Raw genomic sequence first — 24,426 nt, 5'->3', positions numbered from 1 at the left:
CCAGAACCGCTCGAACCCGCCGGTCCACTCGTGAACCGGTCGCAGCCCGCGGGCGTCAAGGCCGTACAGGCGTTGCTTGCCTGCCTTGCGGTCCCGCACCAGTCCGACCTCCCGGAGCACCCGCAAGTGTTTGGACGCCCCCGGCTGGGTCATCCCCAGCTCCTGGGCCAACTCGGTCACCGGCCGCTCACCCGCCCGCAGTAGCACCAGGATCTTCCGGCGCTGCGGCTCGGCGATCGCGTTGAAGACGTCCGACGTCGTCGCTGCTCGTGCCATGGCGCAATCATATTCCGATATCGGCATGCGTCAAGCCGGGAATGGCAGGAAGACGTCGAAAGTCGTTCACTGGGTGGGGCCCGATGTCGTCCGCTATACCTGATACAAGTCGGAACTGCGAGGAGCGACACATGCGAACGCCGACCCTGACGATCCTGACAACCCTGACGATCGCCGTCGCGACATCGGCAGGATGCTCAGCCTCGGGCGACCAGCCAGTCACATCGCAACCAGTCCCCACGACGAGCTCCAGTGCCGCACCGGTCAGCAATCCGCCGGCTCCCGCCGTCTCATCATCAGGAGTCGCCCCACTGGCCGAATGGGCCGATCAAGTGTGCGATGTGCATCTCTACCTGACCCAGAAGTACATCCAACTCGCGGTAGCGGCAGGCCAGTCGATCACCGTCGACTTCACGCCGGTCATCGACAACCTCACGAAAGCGCGCGACGGCGCCGATCACCTTCCACGCACCGGCGTACCCGCCGCCGACACTCTCACGAACACACTGCGCGCCTCCGTCGACGCGATCGTGCCCCAGGCCCTCGGCAAACTGCACGGAACGCTCAGCAACGACCACGATCCGGTCAGCGACGCGGAGGCACTCCTGGCAGTCGTGCACCCCGACCGCGACGAACTCGTGGACCTCGTCCGCTCCAACCCGACCATCGGGTCGGCCTTCGCGGCGGTGCCTTGCCGAGTCCTGCTCCAGAACTAGGCGTGTTCGTCCCCGCACCCGCGGGGATGCGCCGGTCTGGCGGACCGAGTCGGTCCAAACGAAAGTCCTAAGTGGACGATTGTCCGGGTTGCTTCCGGGGCGTGACCACATTGGTCAAAACGGGGCCGTCCACGACTGAGGACTCGCCGATATCGGGGGAATTCCCGGTCCGGCGCCGAACGAGCCAGTTGTCCAGGGCGGTGACCCCAGTGGCGAGGCACAGGAACAGGACACCGACGATCACCGAGTTGACCAGAACGCGAAGGTAGCCATGGATGCGGACGTCGAGGAACGGATAGGGGTAGAAGTCCACGATCGGGCCGCGAATGAGGGTGAGGGCGATGTAGCACAGCGGAAAGATCAGGGCGAGGACGACAAGCCGGGATCCACCGCGCCGGCGCGGTCCGAACAATAGCCAGCCCAGCACGCACAGCACGGGCGAGGCGGTGTGCAACAGGACGTTGGCGACGGCGGCCGAACCGCTGAGCTCTTGCAGGTCGGCGAGGGCGACGTGAAAGACGACGAAGGTCACCGTGATCGCGACGATGCCGTCCAGCCGGAGCACCCGGAACAGGGTCGATGTCCGGCGCGGGTTCAGGGTGAGCAACAGGCTGGTCACCCCGACGATCACGTTGGACTCGATGGTGAAGAAGAACAACAGGTTCACCAGCCGGCCGCCGGCGGTCGGGAACACCTCGCCGGTGGTCGTGGCGGTCGCCACCGCCTGAACCACGAGGCCGACCACGACCACCAGCGCTGTCACGCCAAACCACACCCGGGCCACCATGAGCCTGAGCCTAGGACGGCGGCGACCGTCCGACTGATTGATCTCACTCGAACGAGGCCGAGTCGACTCGGTACGTGCTGGGCGATCTGGCCACGCCGCGAACGGATCGCTAACCGGCGTTGGTTGTACCTTCGCGGATGTAGTCGTCGGTGCGCCGTTCACAGGAGCACCAGTCCCCGTCACAGGGTTGACCGACCTCAGCGCCGTACGGCCCGAGCCCACGCATCAACGTCAGGATCTCGCCGACTTGCCCGCCGGCCAGGGCAGGGCGGCCGGCGGCACCGAGATCCCAGGCCGGCGCTCTGGTCCGAAGGTCCTCCACGTCGCCGACAACCACGCCGTCCACGAACAACGTGAAATGTGGATGGTCGGGAAAGCTGTTGAGCCGCAGCACCCACCATGCGTCATCGACCCGTGCCGCATGGACGAACACGCGCGCATCGGTGTGATGCCATACGACGGGCCGGGTCAGGAAGCGAATCAGGTCGGACACGGCTTCAGTGTAGGTCCGCTATCTTGATCGCATGGACGCTGCGCGGGCGATTTCGCTGGTGGTAGAGGAGATTCGGTCGGGCGGTCTGGACTATCCGAGAGCGGACCTGACGGCAGCTCAGTTCCTCGGTGGCTGGTGCGTGTACTCACCGGAGATCATCGCCGACGGTGACCAGGCAGCAGACCTGGACGAGGAGGTGACGCGGTCGGTGTTCCTGGTGGGCGAGTCGTCCGGGCGCGTAAGGCAGATCGAGTCATCGGAGCCCGCGGCGGACGCGCGCGACTGGTTCCAGGAGGCGTGCATCTGGTTCAGCGCGGAGGAACCCGGCATCACGGAAACACTGTCCACGTCCAGACTTCCCTCAACTCCTGATCTCAGGGCATCCTCTCAGCCTCGCCAACCTCGGCAGGCCACCGCCTACGACCGCCAGGCCCTGGACGCGCTGGCCAAGGCCCTGATCCACGAACCGGATTTCCCCGGCTGGGTGGCCGGCCGCCTTGGCGAGCTGGCCGATCTGCTCGGCGGCAGCAGCCGCCTGGTCGCCCGACGCCGGAGGAGCCAGGAAGCCACGCACGTCGCGCAGCTCGCCAGGCCGCAGGACGTCGACGATCCCGAGCACGAAGGCCCTACCGGGGTGTGGCGGACCTGGCCCGCGGTCGATCCGGAGAGCCTGCCCGATGCCGATACCACCGGGTGGCTGCTCATCCCGTGCGTGGCGGCGGGCGAATACGTGGAAGACCTTGAATCCGAGACGGACGCGGCGACGCGCGTGGCCGACATCATCGCCGACCGCGCGCGCGACGCACCCTCGTGGCGGGCCTGCGGCGTGGCCGAGTTGATGCCCCAGCTCGTCGCGCTGCGGCGCAACGACCAGCTCGACGCCGACCTGGACACGCTGCGCAGGCTACTGGCCGACTACCAGGCCGAAGGTGTCCTCGACAAGCTGCTGATCGCGCCGTCACCCGGCGACGCGGACGCCGAGGCCCTGCTACGTATCGCTGTCGACGCCGACCAGCACCACCGCGAGATCATCGACATCGACGCCGCGGCCACGGCCGCCTACCGCCGCGTCCTCGACCGGCTCGGACTGTTCTTCGAGAACTACGGGTTCGAGGCCATGTTCGAGTGACTGCGCGCTTCGAGCGGATAGGTCTGTCGCCAGTGGACGGTCGCGTCCGCGGCCGTAGTCGGCTGCCCCCACCGCTCCCGGTGGGAGCGATGCGGCGGTCATGACCACCGACGACGTGACCACGACGACAGGGAGATCGTCGCGTCCAGGGCGGGCAGCCGGGCGCACGAATCCGGCTGCCCGGCATGATGGCGAGGTGCCCTATCGAGTTTTGCTGGCCGACGACGATCGCGCGATCCGCGAATCGTTGGTGCGCGCTCTCGAACTCGAGAGCTATCAGGTCACGGAGATCGCCGACGGGGTGACCGCGTTGGCCACCGCACGCCGGGCCGAGTTCGACGTGCTGATCATCGACGTCATGATGCCGGGGGTCGACGGTCTCGGAGTGTGCCGGGTGCTGCGCGCGGACGGTGACGCCACGCCGATCCTGATGCTGACCGCCAGGGTGGAGACGGCCGACCGGGTGGCCGGGCTGGATGCCGGGGCCGACGACTACCTGCCGAAGCCGTTCGAATTGGACGAGCTGCTCGCGCGGCTGCGCGCACTGCTGCGCCGCACTTCCGCGGAGGCCGGCTCCACGGCACAGCGCATGCTTCGGCTCAGTGACCTCGCCGTCGACCCGGCCGCACGGCGGGTGTGGTGGCAGGGCACCGAGATCGACCTGTCGAAGACCGAATTCGACCTGCTGGAGCTGCTGGTCCGCAACGAGGGGATCGTGCTCGACCGAGCCACCATCTACCAGCGGATCTGGGGGTACGAGTTCGGGCCCGAATCGAAGAACCTCGCGGTCTACATAGGTTATCTGCGCCGGAAACTGGAGAAGGCAGGCGCGGCGGAGCTGATCCATACCGTGCGGGGAGTCGGCTATTCGGTGCGTTCGCCATGAACCTCCGCAGCAAGCTCGCGGTCGCCTTCGCCGGTGTCGGCGCGGCGGTGGCGATCCTGGTCGGGGTGTTCAGCTACCAGACGGCGTCGCAGCGGATCGGCAATGAGCTCGACCGCTCGCTGCTGACGATGTCGGCGCAGATCGCGGCCGGGGCGACGCAGGTGCTGGCGCCCAGCCCGGTCGCCACGGGCCCGGACGACAGCGATCACGACGAAGCCCAGCCGATGGCGGCGCAGGCGATCAGCCCGGACGGCGTCGTCCGGCCGATCGGCGGCCGGCCGATCCGGCTCGCCGACGACGCCGCCGACCGGGCTCTCGCCGCGACCGGGAACCTGGGCGACCGCCGCTACCAGGACCTGACGGTGAGCCCGGACGACTACCGGGTGATCACGGTGGCACTCGGCGGGGGGCGTGGCGCGATCCAACTGGGGATCGACGTCGACGAATCCCGGCACGTGCTGAGTTCGCTCGCAACGCGGATCACTGTGGTCAGCGCGATCGTGCTGGCCGCCGCCGCGCTTGCGGGTTGGCTGATCGCTCGCCAGATCACCCGGCGGCTGGTGCGGCTGACCCGGGTGACCGAGCAGGTCAGCGATGGCGGTCTGATGGACGTCGCGGTGCCGACCGGCGGCAGGGATGAGGTCGGCCGACTCGCGGCGTCGTTCGATCGCATGCTCGTCCGGCTGGCCGACGCCCGGGACGACCAGGAACGGCTGGTGCAGGACGCCGCCCACGAGCTGCGCACCCCGCTGACCAGTCTGCGCACCAACGCCAGCGTGCTGCGCCGCTTCGGTGAGCTGACGCCTGAGGCGCGGGGGCGGCTGCTCGACGACGTTGACGGCGAGACCCGTGAGCTCACCCACCTGGTCAACGAACTGGTCGACCTCGCCACCCGGCAGCACGACGGAGAGCAACCCGCGCCGGTCGAGTTGGCCGCGGTCGTGTGCCGGGCAGCCGACCGCGTGCACCGCAGGTCTGGACGGGTCATCGACGTCGACGCGGACGCCACGAGGCTCCAGGGCCGGGCCAAAGGCCTCGAGCGCGCGATGTCCAACCTTATCGAGAACGCGGTCAAGTTCGACCCCGGCTCGGGGGAGGCGGTATCGGTCCTCGTCCGCGACGGCCGGGTCGAGGTGCTCGACCGGGGTCCCGGCATCGCCGTCGAAGACGCCGACCGCGTTTTCGACCGCTTCTACCGGACCGACGCGGCGCGTGCCCTGCCCGGGTCCGGCCTGGGCCTGGCCATCGTGCGGGAGATCGCGCGGTCGCACGGCGGTGACGTCTTCGCGGGGCCACGCTCCGGCGGCGGCGCTGTGGTGGGTTTCACGGTAGGCGCGGATCTTCTCTTACCTGACTCACAACCGGGTCACGTCGCGGACTAACCGAGCTCGGCCAGGGTGGACCACAGCACACACCACTGGGAGTACTCGATGTCCATGACCACTCAGGCGTTCCGGCGGCCGGACCGCCGGCCGTCGCCCGGCAGGCCGTTGTCGGCCAGGGAGTGGTGGCGCGACGTCTCGGGGCTGGCCGTGTGGCTGAGCGTGCTGTTCGTGGTCGCGCTGTGGGTGGCGGGGCGGGGGTTGCAGCAGCTGGGCACGCTCGCCGGGTTGCTCACCTCGACCGGCAGGCTGACCGGCCTGCTGTCGGCAGACCTCCTGCTGCTGATGGTACTGATGATGGCGCGGATCCCCTGGGTCGAGCGCAGTTACGGGCAGGACGAGCTGGCCCGCCGGCACCGCCTGGTGGGCTTCTCCTCATTCACCTTGATGTGCGTGCACGTCGTCTTCATCAGCCTTGGTTACGCGGCGACTGATCGGACCGGGCTCGTGTCCGAGGTCTGGGATCTCGTGACCACATATCCGGGCATGTTGCTCGCCACCGCGGGGACGGCAGCACTCGTCATGGTGGCGGCCACCTCGATGAAGGCGGCGCGACGTCGCCTGCGGTACGAGTCGTGGCACCTGCTGCATCTGTACGCCTACGCGGGGGTGGGGCTAGCTCTCCCGCATCAGCTTTGGACCGGCGCCGATTTCACCAGTTCTCCCGTGGCGACCGTGTTCTGGTGGAGTGTGTACAGCGCCGCGGCCGGCGCCATCCTGCTGTTCCGATTCGGACTTCCGTTGTGGCGCAACGCCTACCACCGGCTCGTCGTCGACCATGTGGTGCCGGAAGGCGGCGGCGTCGTTTCGGTCCATCTCCGGGGCCGACACCTCGACCGGCTGCCAGTGGTCGCCGGTCAGTTCTTCGTCTGGCGGTTCCTGCATGGCCCCGGCTGGACCCGCGGTAACCCGTTCTCGCTGTCCGCCGCGCCCGACGGCAGGCGCCTGCGTATCACGGCCAAGGACCTCGGCGAGGGAAGCCGCCGCCTGGCCACACTGCCGGTCGGCGCCCGGGTCCTGTTCGAAGGTCCCTACGGCCGACTCACCGGCTCTGTCCGAAGTGGACGCAAGATCGCGTTGTTCGCCTCCGGGATCGGGATCACCCCGCTGCGCGCTCTGCTGGAGGAAATGGTGTACCGGCCTGGCGAAGCTGTCCTGCTGTACCGGGCGAGCACTCCGGCGCACCTGTTGTTCCGGCGCGAACTCGACGCCATCGCTGCCCATCGCGGCGTGCGGATCCTGTACCTGCCAGGACATCGGGACCGCAACCGGCCCTCGTGGCTCCCGGCGGGCTACGCCGGCGCGCCGGACGAAACGGTGCTTCGCCACGTGGTACCCGACCTCCCCGAGCACGACGTGTTCGTCTGTGGCCCGGATGCCTGGACCGGCACCGTGATCGCCTCCGTGCGCCGGGCCGGCGTGCCTGCCGGGCGGATCCATTCCGAACGATTCGGCTGGTAGGCCGGGGAAAAAGGTCGATCATGCGTAGAATCGCCATCACCGTCGCGGCCACCGTCTCGATCGTGGTGCTGCTGTTCAGCTACCACACCAGCACCAACCAGGACCAGGTCGCCGCCGTCGGCGACCTGCCGGTCGCGCCTCAGCCGGCGGCTCCCAGCGGACCCTCCGCGTCCGGGGCGCCGAGCGGCGGTGACAGTGGGACGTTCACGGGCACCGCCGCAGACACCCGGTATGGACCGGTGCAGGTGCAGATCACCGTGTCCGGTGGCAGGATCACGTCGGCCCGGACGCTACAGGTACCCCAGCAGAGCAGCCGGGACGTCCGGATCAACTCAGCCGCCGTACCGATCCTCAACAACGAGACTGTGCAGGCGCAGAGCGCGCAGATCGACACCGTCAGCGGGGCCACCTACACCTCGGAGGGCTACGCGCAGTCGCTGCAGTCCGCGATCGACGCGGTGCACCAGTGACCGGGTTCGAGGTCACGGCCGAGCGCCGATCCTGGGTGCAGCAGATCATGGGCATGCCGATCAGCGTGCACCTGCGCGGAGCCGGAGTCCGAAGCGATCCTTCGGTGCCGCAGGTGGTGGCCGAGGTGTTCGAGCAGTTGCGCGCGGTCGACCGGCTCTTCAGCACCTACCGCCCCGACAGCCAGGTGAGCAGGATCCGCCGTGGCGAACTGACTCCGAATCACTGGCACCCCTGGGTGCACGAGGTCTTCGGGCTGTGCGAACAGGCCCGCCGACGAACGGACGGCTATTTCGACGCATGGCTGCCCGCCGGCTTCGACCCCTCGGGCCTGGTGAAGGGCTGGGCCGTCGAACGTGCCGCGGCCCTGCTGGCCGAGCTCGACGGTTGCGACAGCTGCCTGAACGCCGGAGGCGACATCGTGACCAGCGTCTGCTCCCTGAACTCACCGGCTTGGCGTGTGGGTATCGAAGACCCTGGGGATCGCACGCGGATCCTTGCTGTACAGGAGATCAGGACCGGCGGGGTGGCCACATCAGGCAGCGCGGCCAGGGGCGCGCACATCATCGATCCGCATACCGGGGACCGCCCGCACGAGTTGCTCGCGGTGACCGTGACCGGACCGACCCTGCTCTGGGCGGACATCTACGCCACAGCCGGATTCGCCCATGGCGGGGACGTCGTGAGCTGGCTGCGCGCCCGCGCGCCCGAGTACCGGGCACTGGTCGTCGGGCCATAACGAGCGTGAACCGCCGAACTACCCCAAGATGTGCGCACTCGTCCAAATCGCCGAACCCTTGTGAAGGACTTCATGACCACGCTGAACGGCTTGCCCGCCCACATCCTGCTCGTGCACGCCATCGTCGTCCTACTGCCGCTCGCCGCGCTACTGCTGGTGCTGTGCGCGCTCTGGCCGGCGGCACGCCGCAAGCTGGCCGGCCCGAATGTCCTGCTGTCGCTGATCGTCGTCGTCCTGGTGCCGATCACGACCGATGCGGGGGAGTGGCTCGAGCAGCGTGTGGCTTCCACCCCACTCGTACGTGACCACGTCGCACTGGGTGACACGGCGCTGTTCGTCGCGATCCCGGTGGCGGTCCTCGCGCTGGTCGTCTGGTGGCGGCACCGCGAGGCATCCGTGGCACATCGGGCAATTACCCAAGGCTCCGGCGAACCCGACCAAGCCCAGGCGGACATTGCGCCCGCGGATTCTCCCCAGGGCAAAAGCCGCTTCGTCCCGCGCCGTACGTTCCTCGCCCCGGCGTCGGCCGTGGTCACCGTGGTCGTCACGGTGCTGTCGGTCCTCGCGGCGGGCGCCGCGATCTACGACATCTACCGGATCGGCGACTCCGGCGCCCAGGCGACGTGGCAGGGCCAAATCAGCTCGGCCCCGGTACCCGGCGAGCCTGGCCGCTGAGGCGGTCGCGACGATGAGGATCACCAGGACCGGCTTCGCATGCCCCCAGTCCGCATCACCCGACGCCGCGTCCACACGGGACGCGGTTCTCTTGCCGTGCGTTAGCCGTCGGCTGGTGATCCGCAAGCCTGCGATACCTAGCGTTGGTGAGGACTAGCCGTCACCAAGGAGACAGAATGACTTCAACCGCTTCGAATGTCACTTCGCCGCCGGTTGCCGTGCGTTGCTCCGATGCGGAACGTGAACGGACCAGTGCCGCGGTCCAAGCCGCGATCGGAGAGGGACGGTTGTCGATCGACGAGGTCGAGCAGCGATTGACCGAGATCTACGCCGCCCGATACCGCCACGAACTGGACGCCATCACATCCGACCTGCCTCCGGCTGATCAGGCCTCCAGTTGGGGAACCGTCTTCACGCTTGCCCGCCGCCAGCTCATCGACGACGCATCCGCTTTGCTCAGCCGCGGTGCGGACCTGAGCCACCGGCGAAAGCTGGCGCTCATCCTCATCGCGGTGACCGTCGTGCTGCTCGTCGCGACGACTCTGATGCTTGTGGCGCAGGGCATCGTGGCCGACGGGCCAGAAATCCACGAGTTCGGACGAGGCTGAGCGTCACCCTCTGACCTGCGATGCCCTGAACGACGCGTTCGTGTCACTCAATGACCGCAACGCGTCATTCAGGGCATTCTGCTGCGCCGGACGGTTCCCGTTCCTTGGCAGTTCAACTAGCTGCCCCGCCTGAGTCACTTGCGGTCCCTATGTTCTTAGTTGCAGTACCTAAGTTCATGTAGGTGCGGACGGAAAGGGATCCATGGACGCCCCCCTCGCGGTCCGGGCTCGCGGTACCACCAAGTGTTTCGGTGATGTCGTCGCGCTCGACTGCATCGATCTGGATGTGGCGCAGGGGCAGATCCACGGGCTGGTCGGCCCGAACGGCGCGGGGAAGACGACCTTGCTCGGCCTGCTGCTGGGCCTGGCCGTCGCCGACGAGGGCCGCCTGGAGATCTTGGGTACGCCGGTGGGGCGGGCGTTGGCCGCTCCTGACGGCGTCGCCGGGTTCGTGGACGGACCCGGCCTCTACCCCTCGCTCACCGCCAGGCAGAACCTCGCCGCGCTGGCCGGCCTCCGCAGCCGCGACGCGCGGACGGCAGGGATCGACGACGTACTCGACCAGGTCGGGCTCACCGATGTCGCCGACGACCGGGTCCGGGGCTTCTCCCTCGGCATGCGCCAGCGGCTCGGGCTCGCCGCGGCCCTGCTCACCAAGCCCCGGCTCCTGGTGCTCGACGAGCCTTCCAACGGTCTCGACCCAGTCGGCAAGAAGCACGTACACGGTGTCCTCAACCGGCTCGCGGCCGACGGAACCACCGTCGTGCTCTCCAGCCACCGGATGGACGACCTCGAGGCACTGTGCTCCGAGGTCACCATCATCGCGACCGGACGCGTCGTCTTCTCCGGCCCGCTGGGCAAACTGTCCACAGAGGACCGTGAACTCGACTACCGGCTGCGCACCTCTGACCCGCAGGCCGCCCGGCGGCTGGCCCTCGACACGCCCGGACTCCGCGTCGTCGACGGCTCCGACGTCGGAGCGTGGCAGGACACCGGCGTACTCGTGGTGCGCGCGCCGGTGCCCGCCCTCGACGACCTGGTAGTGCGGCTCGTGCGCGCGGGCGTCGCGGTGCGCGAGCTCGCACCTGTGGTGTCGCCGCTCGAAGCGGCGTTCCTCGCCCTCACCGAGCAGCAGGAGGTCAGCCGATGACCGCGGCCGTCGCCGAAGCCCCGGTCCCCGCTGCCCGCCCCGTTTCGGTGGCGCGCGGTTACCGCTTCGAGTTGGTCAAGCTGCTCTCCCAATGGCGGATTCGCTTGCTGGTACTGGCTTGCTGGATCGCGCCGGCGCTCTTCGTCGCCGCGGTGAGCCAGCAGAGCTCGCTGCCCGTCGACACCCTTTTCGGTCGCTGGATGAACGCCACGGGGTGGGCCGGACCGCTGGTGATGCTCGGTTTCGCGGGCACCTACGCGCTTCCGCTGCTGACCTCGGTGGTCGCCGGTGACGTGTTCGCCGTCGAGGACCGGCTCGGCACCTGGCGCCACCTGCTGGTGGCGGTCCGGTCGTACCGGCGGATCTTCGTGGCGAAGGCACTGGCCAGCCTCACCGTCATCCTGGTGCTCGTCGCCGGGATGGCTGTTTCCAGCGCGGCCGGCGGGGTCGTCGCCGTCGGCAACCGGCCCCTGATCGGCCTCGACGGCCACGTGCTGGCGCCAGGGGACGCCGCCGGGCAAGTCCTGCTGGCCTGGGTCTGCGTGCTCGCCCCGGCGCTGGCCCTCGCCGCGGTCGGGCTGCTGGGGTCCGTCGCATTGGGACGGTCGCCGATGGGCCTGCTGCTGCCCGCCGTCGTCGCCCTCGTGATGCAGCTCGCCCAGATGCTGCCGCTGCCCGTCGCCGTCCGCCTCGCCCTGCCCAGTTACGCCTTCATCGCGTGGAACGGCCTGTTCACCAGCCCCGCCCAGCTCGGCCCGCTCCTGATCGGTATCGGGGTCAGCCTGGTGTGGGCCGTCACCGCGACCGCGCTGGCCTACCGGCTCTTCCTGCGGCGCGACTTCACCAACCTCACCTACGACGGCTCGGGTCGCCGCGCGCTCACCGTCGGAGCCCTGCCGCTGGTCGGACTCATCGGCGTCGCCTTCGCGATCATCGCCGCATCGACCCCGGCGCTGGGGTCCGGGATCGACCAGGACAAGGTGCAGGGCTCGCTCGCCACGGCGTTCGGCCACCTCTACCGCCTGCAGACCGAGCAGCTCCACCGCCCCGACGTCACCGAGGAGCAGCTCGCGGTCACGGCGGCGTGCACCAAAGGCGGCGGCCTGATCGCCGCCGAGGGACCCGGCAACGACTGGCGTTGCGTCGTCTCCTGGCATCTCCCCGACGTCGAGGCCACCGGTTCGGCCATCTACCAGCTCGACGTCACCGCGGACGGGCGGTACGTCGCCGACGGCGACGGACCGAAGGAAGTGAACGGCTACTTCCAGGTGCGGACCCCCACCGGGGACCAACCCAACCCTCTCTGGCAGTTCGACGGCAACGTCGAGCTGCTCCCCACCCATCCGAAGGGATAGATCAATGCAGGTAACGCGCCGCAGACGGCGTATCGGGAAGGACCGCTCCGGCCTTCTCGGTCAACGCAGCGGCCGCCGGATACGCTTCGCAACGGCCGGCACCACCACGCTCGTCCTCGTCATCGCGGGCACGGGCGCCAGTTCCGCCTCGACGCAGCAGTTCGGCACCGACCATGTCGGTCAGCTCACCGACAAGGGCCAGGTCATCTCCAGCGACCAGTACATCGCCCCGATCGGTGATCGTCTCGTCATCAACAACGGCAAGATCATGGCCTCCACGGTCAGCCCGGACGGCGGCCATCTCGCCGCGCTGACCACCGACGGGGGGATCGCGCTCACCATCGTCGATCTCAAGAGCTGGAAGGTGCAGCAGCTCGTCGGCAACTCCGCGACGGCGAACCTGCGCATCCCCGGCAACGACGTCGGCCAGGAGGGACCGTCCTACTCGCCTGACGGCAAGACGCTGTGGATGGCCCAGACCGACGGCTACAGCCGGTTCCCGGTCAACACCGACGGCACCGTCGGCGCGCCGACCCGCGTCTCGATCCCGGCGGACGGGCCCCGCCACGCGTTGCCGGCACAGGCGGTGTTCTCGCCTGACGGCTCCACCGTGTACGCCGCCGTCAACGGCCAGAACCGTGTCGTCGCCATCAACGCGGGCACCGGGGACATCCAGCGGAGCTGGACCGTGGGCAACGCCCCGCGGGACATGGTCCGGATCGGCGACCGGATCTACGTCGGCAACGAGGGCGGGCGCCCGGCGAGGCCCGGCGAGACCACGATCAACTCCTACAACACCCAGGTGCCGGCCGACCCGGTCACCGGCGCCACCACCACCGGCACGGTCAGCGTCATCGACCTGGCGAAGCCGGCGGCCGCGGTACAGAGCATCGACGTCGGCCTGCACCCGACCGCGCTGTACACCAAGAACGGGACGCTGTTCGTCGCCAACACCGGCAGCAACAACGTCTCCGTCATCGACACCGGCAAGAACAAGGTCATCCAGACCATCGCCACCCAGCCGTGGCCGGAGGCGACGGTCGGGTACGAGCCCGATGGGATCACCCTCACCGACGACGGTCATCTGCTGGTGACCCTCGGCCGCGCCAACGCGCTCGCCGTCTACCGTTACGCCTCTCCCAAGGAGCCGGCCAGCTACATCGGCCTGCTGCCCACGGACTACTTCCCGACGGCGGTCACCACGGTCGGCCACGACGTGCTGATCTCCAACACCCGCGGCATCGACGCCCTCCGCCCCACGAGCAGCGCCGGGCACGGCACCCACGACACGACGGCGAGCCTCCAGCGGTTCACGCTGCCGGACGACCGGACTGTCAAAGCCACCACAGCCAAGGTGTTCCAGCAGAACGGCTGGACGGCCAACTCGGTCCAAGTGGCCAACGGCAAGGGCAACAAGAAGCCGGTGCCCGTCCCGGAGCGGATCGGTGACCCCTCGACGATCAAGCACGTCTTCATGATCGTCAAGGAGAACCGGACCTACGACCAGCTCTTCGGTGACGACCCGCGTGGCAACGGTGACCCGGCGCTGGCGCAGTTCGGTGCGAACGTGACACCGAACCAGCACGCGCTGACCCAGCAGTTCGGGCTTTACGACAACACCTACGACATCGGCACCAACTCCGCCGAGGGGCACAACTGGCTGATGCAGGCCGACAACCCGGAGTACACCGAATCTTCGGCCGGTGAGTACCTGCGCAGCTACGACACCGAGGACGACGCTCTCGGTCACCAGAGCTCCGGGTTCATCTGGAGTGGTGCCGAGGCCGCGGGGAACACGGTGCGGGACTTCGGTGAGTTCCAGCAGTTCTTGACCAAGCCGTCCGGCGCGTCCTGGCAGAACCTGTACTGCGACACCAAGAACATGACCGCGACCGGTCAGAACACGGCCTACCCCATGGTCTCGTCCTCACCGATCCCGTCACTCAACGACGTGTCGGTGCCCGGCTTCCCGAAGTTCGACACCTCGGTCCCGGACCTCTACCGGGCCCAGATCTGGAAGCAGGACTTCGAGAAGAACGGTCCGGCCAACCTGAACATGTTCTGGCTGTCCAGCGACCACACCGGTGGCCCGCCCAGCCCGGCCGCCCAGGTCGCCGACAACGACCTCGCGGTCGGCAAGATCGTCGACACCATCTCGCACAGCCAGTACTGGAAGGACTCGGCGATCTTCGTCGTCGAGGACGACTCCCAGGCCGGCCTCGACCACGTCGACGGCCACCGTGCCCCGATCCAGATCATCAGCCCCTGGGCCCAGCGCGGAACCGTCGACAGCCGGTACTACTCGCAGATCACGATGATCCGCACCATCGAGCAGATCCTCGGGATCCAGCCGATGAACCAGAAGGACAGCGCGGCCACCCCGATGACCGCGGCGTTCACCAAGAAGGCCGACAACACACCGTTCAACGCGGTGCCGAACCGCACCTCGCTGACCGCGGGTCTCGCGACCCAGCCGGCGTGCGGTCCCGATACCGTCGCGCCGCAGTTCGCCGCGAACGCACCGTCCACCGCGGTGCCGGCGGACAAGCAGCCGGTGGCGGCGGAGTGGCAGAAGTGGCAGGGGCAGCAGCGGCTGACCGGCCCGAACGCCACGGCCGACTACGCCAACCCCGCGCAGATGAACCACTTCACGTGGTACCAGACGCACGGGTGGACGCGGCCCTACCCGGGTGAGGACAAAATCTTCACACCGGATCAGGTGCCAGGCGCCTACATCCCCTCGGCGGAGTCCGACGGCTGACGTCGACTGACTGAACACACCTAAGAGGCCCCTGGCCGGCGTCACCGCCGACCAGGGGCCTCTGCCGTGTCAAGGCCGGGTGAGCACGTCGTTGCCGGAGCCGGGGGCTGGGTCGGTGTCACCCCCGGAACCGGGGCCGCGGAGGATGAGAATCTGATGAAGATTTCCCGGGTTTCGTTGAGAAATCGTTGGTATGACGTGATTACGACAGCGATGGCCGCAGGATTGGCCGACCGCTAACCTGTGATTTCCCAGTCGCCTACCCGGCCCGTTTTACCGTCGGACATGACCAGCAGAAGTGAATCGGAGACACAACAGGGACGATTTCCGCTGGGCCGCAAGGTCAAGCACGGCAAACACCGCAAACGCCGCAGAGCGCGATGGATCGCGCTGACGCTGCTGGCGCTGGTGATCTATCCCGCGATCACCTTTGTCCAGGCGTTGACCTATCCCGGAGCCGCGACCTTCGCCGCGCGGACCGCCGACTGGATGCGGGGGATGGGGGCGGGACAGGTGGTGAACATGGCCGAGAACTGGTGGTACACCCGCCATGCTCCGGCCAACACCCTGCCCGACACGGGCGGACTGCCGCAGGCGCGGCAGATCGCCAGTCCCGTCGCGACGGGACCGGCGAACCTCCAAGCGCTGGGGACGCCGCTGCCCGGTGAGGGGGTCTGGATTCCGGGCGCGAAAACCGCGGACAAACGGGTCGCCGACTACACGACCTATCTCCGCGCCGATCCGCAGCACGCCAGTGTGATCGCCGGGATCGCTATGCTGGACCAGGGCGTGGTGAGCACTCAGCTCTTCGCCGGCACCAAGGAACCCGGGGGAGCGGGGTGGCCGGGCGGTGCCGAGGTGCCGCAGCCGCTGCGGTCGAGCCTGCTCGCGACCTTCAACTCCGGGTTCAAGCTCGCCGACACCAGCGGCGGGTTCTACCTCGACGGGCGGGTGGCGAAGCCGTTGCAGGACGGGGTGGCGTCCCTCGTGATCGACCGCAGCGGAGCCGTGTCGGTGGCGCAGTGGGGCCGTGACGTGACGATGAACCCGAACATCGTCGCGGTCCGGCAGAACCTGGAACTGGTCGTGGACAACGGAAAGCCGGTACCGGGACTGTCGGGCAATCCGGCAGGGCAGTGGGGCAGCGCCAGCAGTCAGTTTCAGTACACCTGGCGCTCCGGCATCGGCACGGACTCCGCCGGGCACCTGGTCTACGTGGGCGGAGCGCAGATGACACTCACCACGCTCGCCGACGTGATGGCGCGAGCCGGGATCGTGCGGGGGATGGAACTCGACATCCACACCGGAATGGTCAGCTTCAACACCTACCGCCCCGATCAGCCGGGGTCGGCGCCGGCGAAACTGCTGCCGTCGATGCCAGGGCAGGCCGATCGCTATCTCACCCCGGATCAGCGGGACTTCTTCGCGGTCACCCTGCGCGCCAAACCGGCTTCGGGCCCGGTACGGCAGCAATGACCGGTCTCAGTCCGGCGACAGGGGAAGGAACAGGGTGAAGGTCGTCGGCGCGGGCGTGGCCAGCCGGAGGCGACCGCCTTCGGCTTCGGCCAGGCTGCGGGCGAGCGCCAGCCCGATGCCGTGACCGTTGCCGGAACTGTGTCCGCGGGCGAACAGGTCCTGGTCGACGTCCACGTCGGTGCCTTCGTCGATGACGTCGATCGCGAGGGCGTTACCGGCGACGCGGGTCGTCACGGTCACGGTGCCCCGGCCGTGGGTGGCGGCGTTGTCCAGGAGTACGCCCAGAATCTGCCGGACGGCCGGTTCGTACACCAGTGGGCGCGCCTCCGCTGCCGGCGTGATGCGCAGGGCGCGGCCATGGCTCGCGAGCAGGCCGTGCCAGTCCTGCCGGACTTCGGTGAGCAGCCTGCCGATGTCGGTCTCCGAGCGGGGTTCGCGGACCTGCTTGGCCAGCGCCAGCAGATCGTTGATGGTGACCTCCATCCTGTCGGCGGTCGCGATGGCCGCGGTGACGCCTTGTCTCAGCATGTCGTCAGGACTGTCCAGTGCGTGGTCGAGTTGGAGCCTGAGCCCGGCCAGCGGGGTTCGTAGCTGATGGGAGGCGTCGGCGGAGAAAGCGCGCTCCCGGTCGAGGGTCCGGCCGACCCGCTCGGCGGTCTTGTCGAGGGTTTTGGCGACCTGGTCGATCTCTGGGATCCCGGTACGGCCGACCCGAACGGTGAAATCACCGTCCCCCAGGCGTTCCGCCGCCGCCGACAATTGCTCGAGCGGTCGCGCGAGCCGGACCGCGAGCCGGCGTGCGACCAGCCACGTCACGCCCGTCGCGAGTGCCGCGCACCCGGCCATGGCCAGCCACGCCAACGCGGCGCGCACATAGGCGTCGTGGTGCGGGGTGGCCGCGCGGACGACACCGGTGAGCGTGGAGCCGTTGATGACCGGGACCGCCACGACCAGTTCGCTGCCGATGTCCCCACTCGACAGCGCGCCTGCCCGGGCGGCCAGCACCACAGAATCGGCGGTGGCCGGGCCGGTACCGGCGAGCAGCCGTCCCCCGGGGGAGTACACCCCGGCCTGATCCGCCACCGCGGGCGGGAGGCTGGGCGGGTGACTGGTGTCAGTGAGGTCGTTGACGACGGTGAGTGCCGCGGAATCGGCGATCCGTTCGAGCTCGGCTCGTTCGTCCTGAACGAAGTAGTGCGTCGCCGCGACGGCGAAGGGCAACCCGAACAACGCGATCGCCAGCATCCCGGCGATCACGGTCACCAGCACGATTCGTCGGCGCATAAACGGAGTCTGCCTGATTCCGAAAGGGGATGCCCGATATTTTGCCGTCCGTTTCCCTCCGCCGAACTGGATGGTTTCCTGGGCCCGTTTAGCGTGAGCTCATGAATCCAATGAGCGTGAGCTCGTGAATCGCCGAACCGTGATTCTCGCCTTGGGCGGCGCGGGGATCCTCGTCTCGACTGTCGCGTGTGGACAGAGCGCGCCGGAGGCCGCCGACGGCGTGGCACCACCCGGGAGCGCGCAGGGGCCGGAGGCCAACCCGGCCGGCGACATCCCGGACAACCAGGCCTTCGTACCCTTCACCGCGGCCGACGGAACATTTTCGGTGACCGTTCCCGAGGGATGGTCGCGTGCGGTGACCGGTTCCGCGACGGTGTTCACGGACAAATTCAACTCGGTCCGGATCGAAACCAAGGCCCAACCCGGTACTCCGACCGTAGCCGACGCGCAGGCTACCGAACTACCGGTCATCGCGCGGCAGGCGCAGGGATTCAAACCGGGCAAGGTGAGCGGCGAGCAGCGCAAGGCGGGACCGGTCGTCCTGCTGACCTACCAGGCCGAATCGCCCATCGATGCCGTGACGGGCAAGAGCGTGCCGCAACAGGTCGAGCGCTACGAGTTCTGGCGTCCCGCCACCGAGGTCATGATCACGTTGTCCTCGCCGGTGGGGGCCGACAACGTCGATCCCTGGCGAACCGTCACCGACTCCTTCCAGTGGCGCCCGTGAACCAGGGTGGCATCGAGGCCCGGGTGCTGTACCGCTTCTTCCGTACCGGTGACGAAGAAGTCCTCGCCCTGAAAGGAATTTCGTTGCGGGTCGACGCCGGCGAGTTCGTCGCGGTCGTCGGGCCTTCCGGAGCGGGCAAGTCCACGCTGCTGGCGTGCCTGTCGGGCAGCGAAGAACCCAGCGGCGGCCAGGTCACCATCGCGGGGGAACGCATCAGCCACCGCCCGGAAGCCGACCGCGCCCGCCTCCGGGCTCGCCTGATCGGCCTGCTGCACCAGCAAGGCAATCTCTTTCGCCACTTGAGCGTCGAGAACAACATCATCACCGCGCAGCGGCTGGCCGGATCGGGTCCCCACCCGTCCCCGCGGACGCTGCTGGAGTCGGTCGGGCTTGGCGACCACGCCCGCGCGCTGCCCGGTCAGCTCTCCGGTGGCGAGCTCGCCAGGGCGGGTCTCGCGGTCGCGCTGGCCAACGACCCCGCGGTGCTCCTGGCCGACGAACCGACCGGCGAACTCGACACGATCACCGAGAAGCGGGTCCTCGACCTCTTGGCCGACGCCGCGGCCCGCGGCACCGCCATCCTGGTGGCCAGTCACAGCCGCCAGGTCGCCGCCGTCGCAGACCGCGTCGTCCGGCTCGTCGACGGGAAGGTGATGGCGTGACCGACCTGATCCACTGCCGCCGGTTGGCGCGCACCTATGGCGAGAGCGTCACCGCGGTGGTTGCCGTGCACGGGGTGGACTGCACCGTCCGGTCCACCACCCGTGCGGCGCTGGTCGGGCCGTCCGGCTGCGGGAAGTCCACCCTGCTGCATCTGATGGCGGGGGTGGAAACGCCGACGGCCGGGACCGTCGAGTGGCCGGGGCTGGCCGCGCGGCCGCCCGCGGCGCAGGCCGTCGGCCTGGTCTTCCAGACCCCGAACCTGCTGCCAGATCTCGATGTCGTCGCGAACGTCGCCTTGCCGTTGCTGTTCGACGGGTTCACCGAGGTGGGCGCCCGGGCGCTCGCACTGTCCACATTGGAGGAAGTCGGCGTCGTGGAGCTGGCGGACCGGCTGCCTGGCGAGCTGTCCGGGGGACAGGCACAACGGGTCGCCATCGCCCGGGCGCTCGCCCCGCGGCCGCAGGTCATCCTGGCGGACGAACCCACCGGGCGACTCGACCACGAGACCGGTCAGCACGTGGTGTCGGTGCTGATCGACGCCGCGGAGACCGCGGGTGCGGGTCTGGTCGTCGCCACCCACGACCAGACCGTCGCCGATCGGCTCGAACACCGCTGGCTGATGCACGACGGCGCGTTCACCGACGTGTCCGTGACCCGAGGAGTGTCGTGAAGACAGTAACCGCGCTGTGGTTCCGCGGGCTGGTCCGCTTCCACCCTGGACGGTTGATCGCCACCTCGCTCGGCATCGCCGTCGCGGTGTCCTTGCTCGCCTCGCTCGGGCAGTTCCTGGCCGGTGCCCAGGCGACGATGACCCAGCGCGCGGCCGCCGGAGTCGCGGTCGACTGGCAGGTCGAGGTACAACCCGGTGCGGATTTGCGGCAGGTCGCGGACCTGGCCGCGTCGACCGCGGGTGTCCGCTCGGCGCTGCCCGTTTCCTTCGGCACCACCAGTGGCTTCACCGTGGCCGCCGGTGGATCGACGCAGGAGACCGGCCCGGGCAAGGTCTTGGGTCTGCCTCCTGACTATCGGCAGCGCTTCGGCGGGGAGATCCGCACTCTCGCCGGCGTCGACGCCGGGGTCCTGATCGCGCAGCAGACCGCGGCGAACCTGCACGTGCGGCCCGGCGACACCGTGTCGATCGGCCGCGCGGGGCTGCCGCCCGCCGAGGTGCGTATCGACGGGGTCGTCGATCTCCCGCAAGCCGATTCCCTGTTTCAGAAGGTCGGCGCGCCGACCGGTTCCCAGCCGGTCGCGCCGCCGGACAACGTCCTGCTGCTCGGGCAGACCCAGTGGGACACCGTGTTCGGCCCGCTCGCCGGGAGCAGGCCTGATCTCGTCACGACCCAGCTGCATCTCGCACTGGACCGCGCGCTGCCCACCAGCCCTGACAACGCTTTCACCTCCGTGCTCGGCGCCGCGCACAACTTCGAGGCCCGTGCGGCCGGAGCCGCGCTCGTCGGGGACAATCTCGGTGCGGCGCTCGACGCGGCCCGCGGCGATGCCGCCTACGCCCGCATCCTTTTCCTGTTCCTCGGTCTTCCGGCGGCCGTGCTCGCGGCCCTGCTCACCGCCGAGGTGACCGCCGCCGGGACTCAGCGTCGCCGCACCGATCAGGCCCTGCTGCGTTCGCGAGGTGCCTCCGGGGCCCAGGTGCTGCGGCTGGCCGCGGTGGAAGCGGCGGCGACCGGAGTCGTGGGCAGTGCGCTGGGCCTCGGGATCGCCGCCCTCATCGGCATTGTCGCCTTCGGATCGGCGCGGTTCGGCGCCTCCGGGGCGGAAACCGTGGCGTGGACCGGCGGCGCGGCCGCCGCCGGACTGGTGATCGCGGTGCTGACGGTCGTGGTCCCCGCGGCGCTCGATTGGCGGCACGCGACGATCGCCGCGTCCCGCGTCCACCGTGAGGCGCGGCGTGGTCCGCTCTGGCTGCGGTTCGGGCTGGACTTCGTCCTGCTGGGCGTGGCTGTGCTCCTGCTCCTGCTCGCCGGTGCGAACCAGTACCAGCTGGTGCTCGCGCCCGAGGGAGTCCCGAGTATTTCCGTGTCCTATTGGGCTTTCGCCGCGCCTGCCCTGTTGTGGACCGGCGGCGTGTTGTTCGCGTGGCGTCTCGCCTATGGCGTGCTCGGCCCGGGAAAACGGGCGGTGGCTTGGGGTTTGCGTCCCCTGGCCGGTGAACTCGCGTCCACGGTCGCGGCGTCGATGTCGCGGCGGCGGCGTCCGCTCGCCCGTTCGATCGTGCTGCTCGCGGTGGCGGTCGCGTTCGCGATCTCCACCGCGGTTTTCAATTCCACCTACGAGGCGCAGGCCGAGGTCGACGCGAAACTCACCAACGGGGCGGACGTGGCCGTCACCGAATCGCCGGGCACCGTCGTTCCCGCCGCGCAGGCGCAGCGCATCGGCGCGGTGGCCGGGGTCCGTTCGGTGGAACCCGTCCAGCACCGGTTCGCCTACGTCGGCGCCGACCTGCAGGACCTCTACGGGGTGCGGCCCGCCACCATCGCCGGGGTCACCGCGCTGCAGGACTCCTACTTCTCCGGCGGAACCGCGCGGGAACTGATGGACACGCTCGCGAAAGCGCCGGACTCGATTCTGGTCAGCGCGGAGACCGTGAAGGATTTCCAGTTGCACCCGGGTGACCAGATCACCTTGCGGCTCCCGGATTCCCGGACCGGGCAACAGGCCGCGGTGTCGTTCCACTATGCCGGGATCGTCTCGGAGTTCCCTACCGCGCCGAAGGACAGTTTCTTCGTCGCCAACGCCGATTACGTGGCTCAGCGAACCGGTTCCGACGCGGTCGGCGCTTTTCTGGTCGACAGCGGCGGCCAGGACACCGCCGGGGTGGCCCAGCGGGTGCGGGACCTCGTCGGGCCCACCGCGGCGGTCACCGATATCAGCACCACCCGCGCCAAAGTCGGGTCGAGCCTGACCGCCGTCGGCCTGTCCGGGCTGACCCGTGTCGAACTGAGCTTCGCACTGGTGCTCGCGGCGGGAGCGGGAGGGCTGGTCCTCGCGCTGGCACTCAACGAGCGACGCCGTTCGTTCGCCGTCGCGAGAGCACTGGGCGCGCGACGGCGGCACGTTCTCGCGTTCATCGGCGGGGAGGTGTCGGTGGTCGCCGTGGGTGGCGCGGTGGCGGGGGTGGCGCTTGGCTGGGTGCTGGCCGAGATGCTGGCCTCTGTGCTGACCGGTGTTTTCGACCCGCCACCGGTCGCGCTCAGCGTGCCGTGGATCTATCTCATGGGGATGGCCGTGGTGATCGTGGCCGCTCTCGCCGTCGCCTCGGCGCTCATCACCCGGCTGGCCGGACGTGACGCGGTCAGCGCGTTCCGGGAGATCTGATCGCGAGGCTTACGTCCGGGGGCATCGGGTCTGTCGGCTCGCCTCAGCGCCAGGAACTACTGTCGCGAGCATGGTCGAACCCGATGCCCTCAGCGCCACCCGCGACGCTTACGACGCTGCTGCCGCCACCTATGTGCAGCTGTTCCGCGACGAACTGCGTGACAGGCCTTTGGACCGCGCGATCTTGAGTGCCTTCGCCGAGGTCGTAAGTGCGAGTGGGAACGGTCAGGTCGCGGACCTGGGGTGTGGACCTGGCCATATCACCGCTTATTTGAACGAGCTGGGGCTGGCGGCGTTGGGCATTGACACCGCTCCCGCGATGATCAAGCTGGCTCGGCAGGCCTATCCGGGCCTGCGGTTCGACGTGGGCTCGATGACCGCGTTGACCATCGCTGACGGCGTGCTGGGCGGCGCGCTCTCACGTTGGTCCATCATCCACACTCCGCCGCAAGAACTCCCCGTCATCTTGGCGGAGTTCCACCGCGTCCTGGCACCTGGCGGCCATCTTCTGGTCGGCTTTTCGGCCAGCGATGATCCGTCTCACCCGACGCAGGTCTTCGATCACGCAGTCGCGCCGGCCTATCGGTGGTCGCCGGATCACCTCGCCGCGATGCTGCGCAAGGCCGGGTTGGCCGAGGTGGCCCGGATGGTTCGCGAGCCTCAGCCCACCGACCGGCGGCAGTTCCAGGAGATTTACCTGCTCGCCCGTAAAGCCCAGGCAGTGGCTGTCTGACCGAACGTCCAGCACGACACCGGACCGCGCGGGCCTGCCGCCCTCGACCTGCCGGCGGCGGGTTCAGCGGATCAAAAGATTCTGCCGGTACATGTCGAGACGCGTCGATCGGCTCCGACCTCACGGTGACGATCCAAACCAGACAACACAGGAGGACCACGTGGCTCAGCTACTGAGAGTCCAGAACTTCAACGTCTCGAGTGACGGAATCGGTGCCGGTGAGGACCAGACCCTCGAGAGGCCATTCGGTCATGTCGAGCCCGAGCGGCTGTTCGCCTGGGCCGGCGCCACGGCGAGCTGGCCCATGCGCACCGACCCCGGGGGCAGCCGCGGTCTCGACGACTACCTCACCCGCGACTACGACCGCAACATCGGCGCCGAGATCATGGGCCGCAACAAGTTCGGGCCCCAGCGCGGGCCGTGGCAGGACCACGAATGGCAAGGCTGGTGGGGCGACGAACCCCCGTTCCGCACCCCGGTCTTCGTGCTGACCCACCACAAGCGACCGTCGTTCATGCTGTCCGACACCACGTTCCACTTCGTCGACGGTGGCCCTGCCACCGTCCTCGAACGGGCCAGGGAGGCGGCGCAGGGCAAGGACGTCCGACTCGGCGGCGGGGCTACCACCATCCGGCGGTTTCTCGACGCCGACCTCGTCGACACCATGCACGTGGCGGTCTCGCCGATGAAGCTCGGGTCCGGAGTACGACTCTGGGAGTCCCCTGATGAGCTGCTCGACCGGTTCCACCTGGAGGTCGTTCCCAGCCCGAGCGGGGTGACGCACCACCTGTTCTGGCGGAAGTGACCGGCGCCTCGGGAGGTTAGCGCGGAGCGGACCTGGCGCTCGCCGCTCACGACCCGTGGTAGCCCAGGTTCAGCACCAGGGCGGCCACCGCGAAGGACAAGAACACGGCCCCTCCTACGAGCTGGCGGGAGCCCACCCGCAGGTGGGCAGCGAGTGCGCCGAGGAAGTACAGCACGAGGCCGGCGGCGGCGAGGGCGCCCAGGAGTGGCACGGCGAACCCGGCCAGTAGTCCCAAAGAACCCGTCGCCAGCGCCGCGCCCAACAGTGGTATCCACGACCGCGGAACGCCCTTCATTTCCGCCTGCGCTTTGGGGTAGTCGTGGCCGATCAGATAGAACGTGGCGGCGGTGGCGTTGAAGACCGAGGCGAGAATGGTGACGGTGAGGTAGGCGGCGAACATGGACTTCCTTTCCACGGGGCTGTTCGCCCAAGGACGAGGCAGCCCCGCGGAATGTGACAAATGGCCATCCGGGTCCCAGATCAAGGTGGGGGTCGTGAGTGGCAACGAGTGTTCTG

The 24,426-nt window shown here is 68.9% G+C and carries 24 protein-coding genes; 19 read left to right on the top strand and 5 right to left on the bottom strand.

The genetic code is table 11. The features are described from left to right. Nucleotides 1-276 (bottom strand): metalloregulator ArsR/SmtB family transcription factor (locus VGP60_RS06615; protein WP_327546975.1); only part of this gene is annotated, 276 nt, incomplete at its 3' end. Between the two features lie 341 nt (nucleotides 277-617). On the opposite strand from VGP60_RS06615, the gene VGP60_RS06610 reads away from it, so the two are divergent. Beyond that, complete coding sequence (locus VGP60_RS06610) at nucleotides 618-992, top strand: hypothetical protein (protein ID WP_327546974.1); 375 nt, start codon at nucleotides 618-620, stop codon at nucleotides 990-992. A gap of 67 nt (nucleotides 993-1,059) precedes the next feature. Here VGP60_RS06610 and VGP60_RS06605 read toward each other — a convergent pair whose 3' ends face one another. Together VGP60_RS06605 and VGP60_RS06600 are read right to left on the bottom strand one after the other, a co-directional pair. Further along, nucleotides 1,060-1,779 (bottom strand): Pr6Pr family membrane protein, encoded by a 720-nt coding sequence (locus VGP60_RS06605; protein ID WP_327546973.1) that lies wholly within the window; start codon nucleotides 1,777-1,779, stop codon nucleotides 1,060-1,062. A gap of 109 nt (nucleotides 1,780-1,888) precedes the next feature. Beyond that, nucleotides 1,889-2,272 (bottom strand): hypothetical protein, encoded by a 384-nt coding sequence (locus VGP60_RS06600; RefSeq protein WP_327546972.1) that lies wholly within the window; start codon nucleotides 2,270-2,272, stop codon nucleotides 1,889-1,891. A gap of 31 nt (nucleotides 2,273-2,303) precedes the next feature. Here VGP60_RS06600 and VGP60_RS06595 point away from each other — a divergent pair, with 31 nt between their 5' ends. The 12 genes from VGP60_RS06595 (at nucleotide 2,304) to VGP60_RS06540 (ending at nucleotide 16,362) form a co-directional block, all read left to right on the top strand. Continuing rightward, nucleotides 2,304-3,401, top strand: coding sequence for a hypothetical protein (locus tag VGP60_RS06595; RefSeq protein ID WP_327546971.1), 1,098 nt, complete (start codon nucleotides 2,304-2,306; stop codon nucleotides 3,399-3,401). 196 nt (nucleotides 3,402-3,597) lie between these two features. Further along, nucleotides 3,598-4,287, top strand: coding sequence for a response regulator transcription factor (locus VGP60_RS06590; RefSeq protein ID WP_327546970.1), 690 nt, complete (start codon nucleotides 3,598-3,600; stop codon nucleotides 4,285-4,287). Beyond that, nucleotides 4,284-5,669 (top strand): HAMP domain-containing sensor histidine kinase, encoded by a 1,386-nt coding sequence (locus tag VGP60_RS06585; protein WP_327546969.1) that lies wholly within the window; start codon nucleotides 4,284-4,286, stop codon nucleotides 5,667-5,669. Before VGP60_RS06590 ends, VGP60_RS06585 begins: the two co-directional genes overlap by 4 nt. A 48-nt stretch (nucleotides 5,670-5,717) precedes the next feature. Next, entirely contained in the window at nucleotides 5,718-7,130 is a 1,413-nt protein-coding gene (locus VGP60_RS06580; protein ID WP_327546968.1) for a ferredoxin reductase family protein, read from the top strand. A 20-nt stretch (nucleotides 7,131-7,150) separates the two neighbouring features. Further along, nucleotides 7,151-7,600 (top strand): FMN-binding protein, encoded by a 450-nt coding sequence (locus VGP60_RS06575; RefSeq protein ID WP_327546967.1) that lies wholly within the window; start codon nucleotides 7,151-7,153, stop codon nucleotides 7,598-7,600. After that, nucleotides 7,597-8,337, top strand: coding sequence for an FAD:protein FMN transferase (locus tag VGP60_RS06570; RefSeq protein ID WP_327546966.1), 741 nt, complete (start codon nucleotides 7,597-7,599; stop codon nucleotides 8,335-8,337). Before VGP60_RS06575 ends, VGP60_RS06570 begins: the two co-directional genes overlap by 4 nt. Nucleotides 8,338-8,409: 72 nt before the next feature. Then, nucleotides 8,410-9,012 (top strand): hypothetical protein, encoded by a 603-nt coding sequence (locus VGP60_RS06565; protein WP_327546965.1) that lies wholly within the window; start codon nucleotides 8,410-8,412, stop codon nucleotides 9,010-9,012. A 176-nt stretch (nucleotides 9,013-9,188) separates the two neighbouring features. Continuing rightward, nucleotides 9,189-9,620, top strand: a complete 432-nt coding sequence (locus VGP60_RS06560; RefSeq protein ID WP_327546964.1) for a DUF1707 domain-containing protein — start codon at nucleotides 9,189-9,191, stop codon at nucleotides 9,618-9,620. A 202-nt stretch (nucleotides 9,621-9,822) separates the two neighbouring features. Further along, entirely contained in the window at nucleotides 9,823-10,770 is a 948-nt protein-coding gene (locus VGP60_RS06555) for an ABC transporter ATP-binding protein (RefSeq protein WP_327546963.1), read from the top strand. After that, entirely contained in the window at nucleotides 10,767-12,125 is a 1,359-nt protein-coding gene (locus tag VGP60_RS06550) for an ABC transporter permease (RefSeq protein ID WP_327546962.1), read from the top strand. The genes VGP60_RS06555 and VGP60_RS06550 overlap by 4 nt, the downstream gene beginning before the upstream one ends. A 4-nt stretch (nucleotides 12,126-12,129) precedes the next feature. Beyond that, a complete protein-coding gene (locus VGP60_RS06545) occupies nucleotides 12,130-14,886 on the top strand; it encodes a bifunctional YncE family protein/alkaline phosphatase family protein (protein ID WP_327546961.1) in 2,757 nt (918 codons plus the stop codon). 285 nt (nucleotides 14,887-15,171) lie between these two features. Continuing rightward, the gene (locus tag VGP60_RS06540; RefSeq protein WP_327546960.1) at nucleotides 15,172-16,362 is read left to right on the top strand and encodes a phosphodiester glycosidase family protein; all 1,191 of its coding nucleotides are present in this window, start codon (nucleotides 15,172-15,174) and stop codon (nucleotides 16,360-16,362) included. A 6-nt stretch (nucleotides 16,363-16,368) separates the two neighbouring features. Here the strand turns inward: VGP60_RS06540 and VGP60_RS06535 are convergent, their stop codons facing one another. Further along, nucleotides 16,369-17,646, bottom strand: a complete 1,278-nt coding sequence (locus tag VGP60_RS06535; RefSeq protein ID WP_327546959.1) for a HAMP domain-containing sensor histidine kinase — start codon at nucleotides 17,644-17,646, stop codon at nucleotides 16,369-16,371. Between the two features lie 124 nt (nucleotides 17,647-17,770). Here VGP60_RS06535 and VGP60_RS06530 point away from each other — a divergent pair, with 124 nt between their 5' ends. The 6 genes from VGP60_RS06530 to VGP60_RS06505 all read left to right on the top strand — a co-directional run bounded on the left by VGP60_RS06530 (nucleotide 17,771) and on the right by VGP60_RS06505 (nucleotide 23,910). Further along, nucleotides 17,771-18,373, top strand: coding sequence for a hypothetical protein (locus VGP60_RS06530; RefSeq protein ID WP_327546958.1), 603 nt, complete (start codon nucleotides 17,771-17,773; stop codon nucleotides 18,371-18,373). Then, the gene (locus tag VGP60_RS06525) at nucleotides 18,370-19,035 is read left to right on the top strand and encodes an ABC transporter ATP-binding protein (protein ID WP_327546957.1); all 666 of its coding nucleotides are present in this window, start codon (nucleotides 18,370-18,372) and stop codon (nucleotides 19,033-19,035) included. The genes VGP60_RS06530 and VGP60_RS06525 overlap by 4 nt, the downstream gene beginning before the upstream one ends. Then, entirely contained in the window at nucleotides 19,032-19,706 is a 675-nt protein-coding gene (locus VGP60_RS06520) for an ABC transporter ATP-binding protein (protein ID WP_327546956.1), read from the top strand. Before VGP60_RS06525 ends, VGP60_RS06520 begins: the two co-directional genes overlap by 4 nt. After that, nucleotides 19,703-22,372, top strand: a complete 2,670-nt coding sequence (locus tag VGP60_RS06515; protein WP_327546955.1) for an FtsX-like permease family protein — start codon at nucleotides 19,703-19,705, stop codon at nucleotides 22,370-22,372. Before VGP60_RS06520 ends, VGP60_RS06515 begins: the two co-directional genes overlap by 4 nt. A gap of 70 nt (nucleotides 22,373-22,442) precedes the next feature. Beyond that, entirely contained in the window at nucleotides 22,443-23,105 is a 663-nt protein-coding gene (locus VGP60_RS06510; protein ID WP_327546954.1) for a class I SAM-dependent methyltransferase, read from the top strand. A 160-nt stretch (nucleotides 23,106-23,265) separates the two neighbouring features. Next, nucleotides 23,266-23,910, top strand: coding sequence for a dihydrofolate reductase family protein (locus VGP60_RS06505; RefSeq protein ID WP_327546953.1), 645 nt, complete (start codon nucleotides 23,266-23,268; stop codon nucleotides 23,908-23,910). A 46-nt stretch (nucleotides 23,911-23,956) separates the two neighbouring features. Here the strand turns inward: VGP60_RS06505 and VGP60_RS06500 are convergent, their stop codons facing one another. After that, nucleotides 23,957-24,310, bottom strand: coding sequence for a DoxX family protein (locus VGP60_RS06500; RefSeq protein ID WP_327546952.1), 354 nt, complete (start codon nucleotides 24,308-24,310; stop codon nucleotides 23,957-23,959). Between the last annotated feature and the right edge of the window lie 116 nt (nucleotides 24,311-24,426).

It is taken from the genome of Amycolatopsis sp. (assembly GCF_036008905.1).
In the GTDB taxonomy this organism is placed as follows: Bacteria; Actinomycetota; Actinomycetes; order Mycobacteriales; family Pseudonocardiaceae; genus Amycolatopsis.
Note: the sequence above shows the minus strand (reverse complement) of the source record. Positions and strands in the feature narration are given on the sequence as shown.

Coding starts and splice junctions, on each gene's coding strand:
- VGP60_RS06545 (WP_327546961.1), top strand. CDS start 12,130: ATGCAGGTAACGCGCCGCAGACGGCGTATCGGGAAGGACCGCTCCGGC.
- VGP60_RS06605 (WP_327546973.1), bottom strand. CDS start 1,779: ATGGTGGCCCGGGTGTGGTTTGGCGTGACAGCGCTGGTGGTCGTGGTC.
- VGP60_RS06540 (WP_327546960.1), top strand. CDS start 15,172: ATGACCAGCAGAAGTGAATCGGAGACACAACAGGGACGATTTCCGCTG.
- VGP60_RS06555 (WP_327546963.1), top strand. CDS start 9,823: ATGGACGCCCCCCTCGCGGTCCGGGCTCGCGGTACCACCAAGTGTTTC.
- VGP60_RS06560 (WP_327546964.1), top strand. CDS start 9,189: ATGACTTCAACCGCTTCGAATGTCACTTCGCCGCCGGTTGCCGTGCGT.
- VGP60_RS06565 (WP_327546965.1), top strand. CDS start 8,410: ATGACCACGCTGAACGGCTTGCCCGCCCACATCCTGCTCGTGCACGCC.
- VGP60_RS06500 (WP_327546952.1), bottom strand. CDS start 24,310: ATGTTCGCCGCCTACCTCACCGTCACCATTCTCGCCTCGGTCTTCAAC.
- VGP60_RS06510 (WP_327546954.1), top strand. CDS start 22,443: ATGGTCGAACCCGATGCCCTCAGCGCCACCCGCGACGCTTACGACGCT.
- VGP60_RS06585 (WP_327546969.1), top strand. CDS start 4,284: ATGAACCTCCGCAGCAAGCTCGCGGTCGCCTTCGCCGGTGTCGGCGCG.
- VGP60_RS06550 (WP_327546962.1), top strand. CDS start 10,767: ATGACCGCGGCCGTCGCCGAAGCCCCGGTCCCCGCTGCCCGCCCCGTT.
- VGP60_RS06575 (WP_327546967.1), top strand. CDS start 7,151: ATGCGTAGAATCGCCATCACCGTCGCGGCCACCGTCTCGATCGTGGTG.
- VGP60_RS06580 (WP_327546968.1), top strand. CDS start 5,718: ATGTCCATGACCACTCAGGCGTTCCGGCGGCCGGACCGCCGGCCGTCG.
- VGP60_RS06595 (WP_327546971.1), top strand. CDS start 2,304: ATGGACGCTGCGCGGGCGATTTCGCTGGTGGTAGAGGAGATTCGGTCG.
- VGP60_RS06535 (WP_327546959.1), bottom strand. CDS start 17,646: ATGCGCCGACGAATCGTGCTGGTGACCGTGATCGCCGGGATGCTGGCG.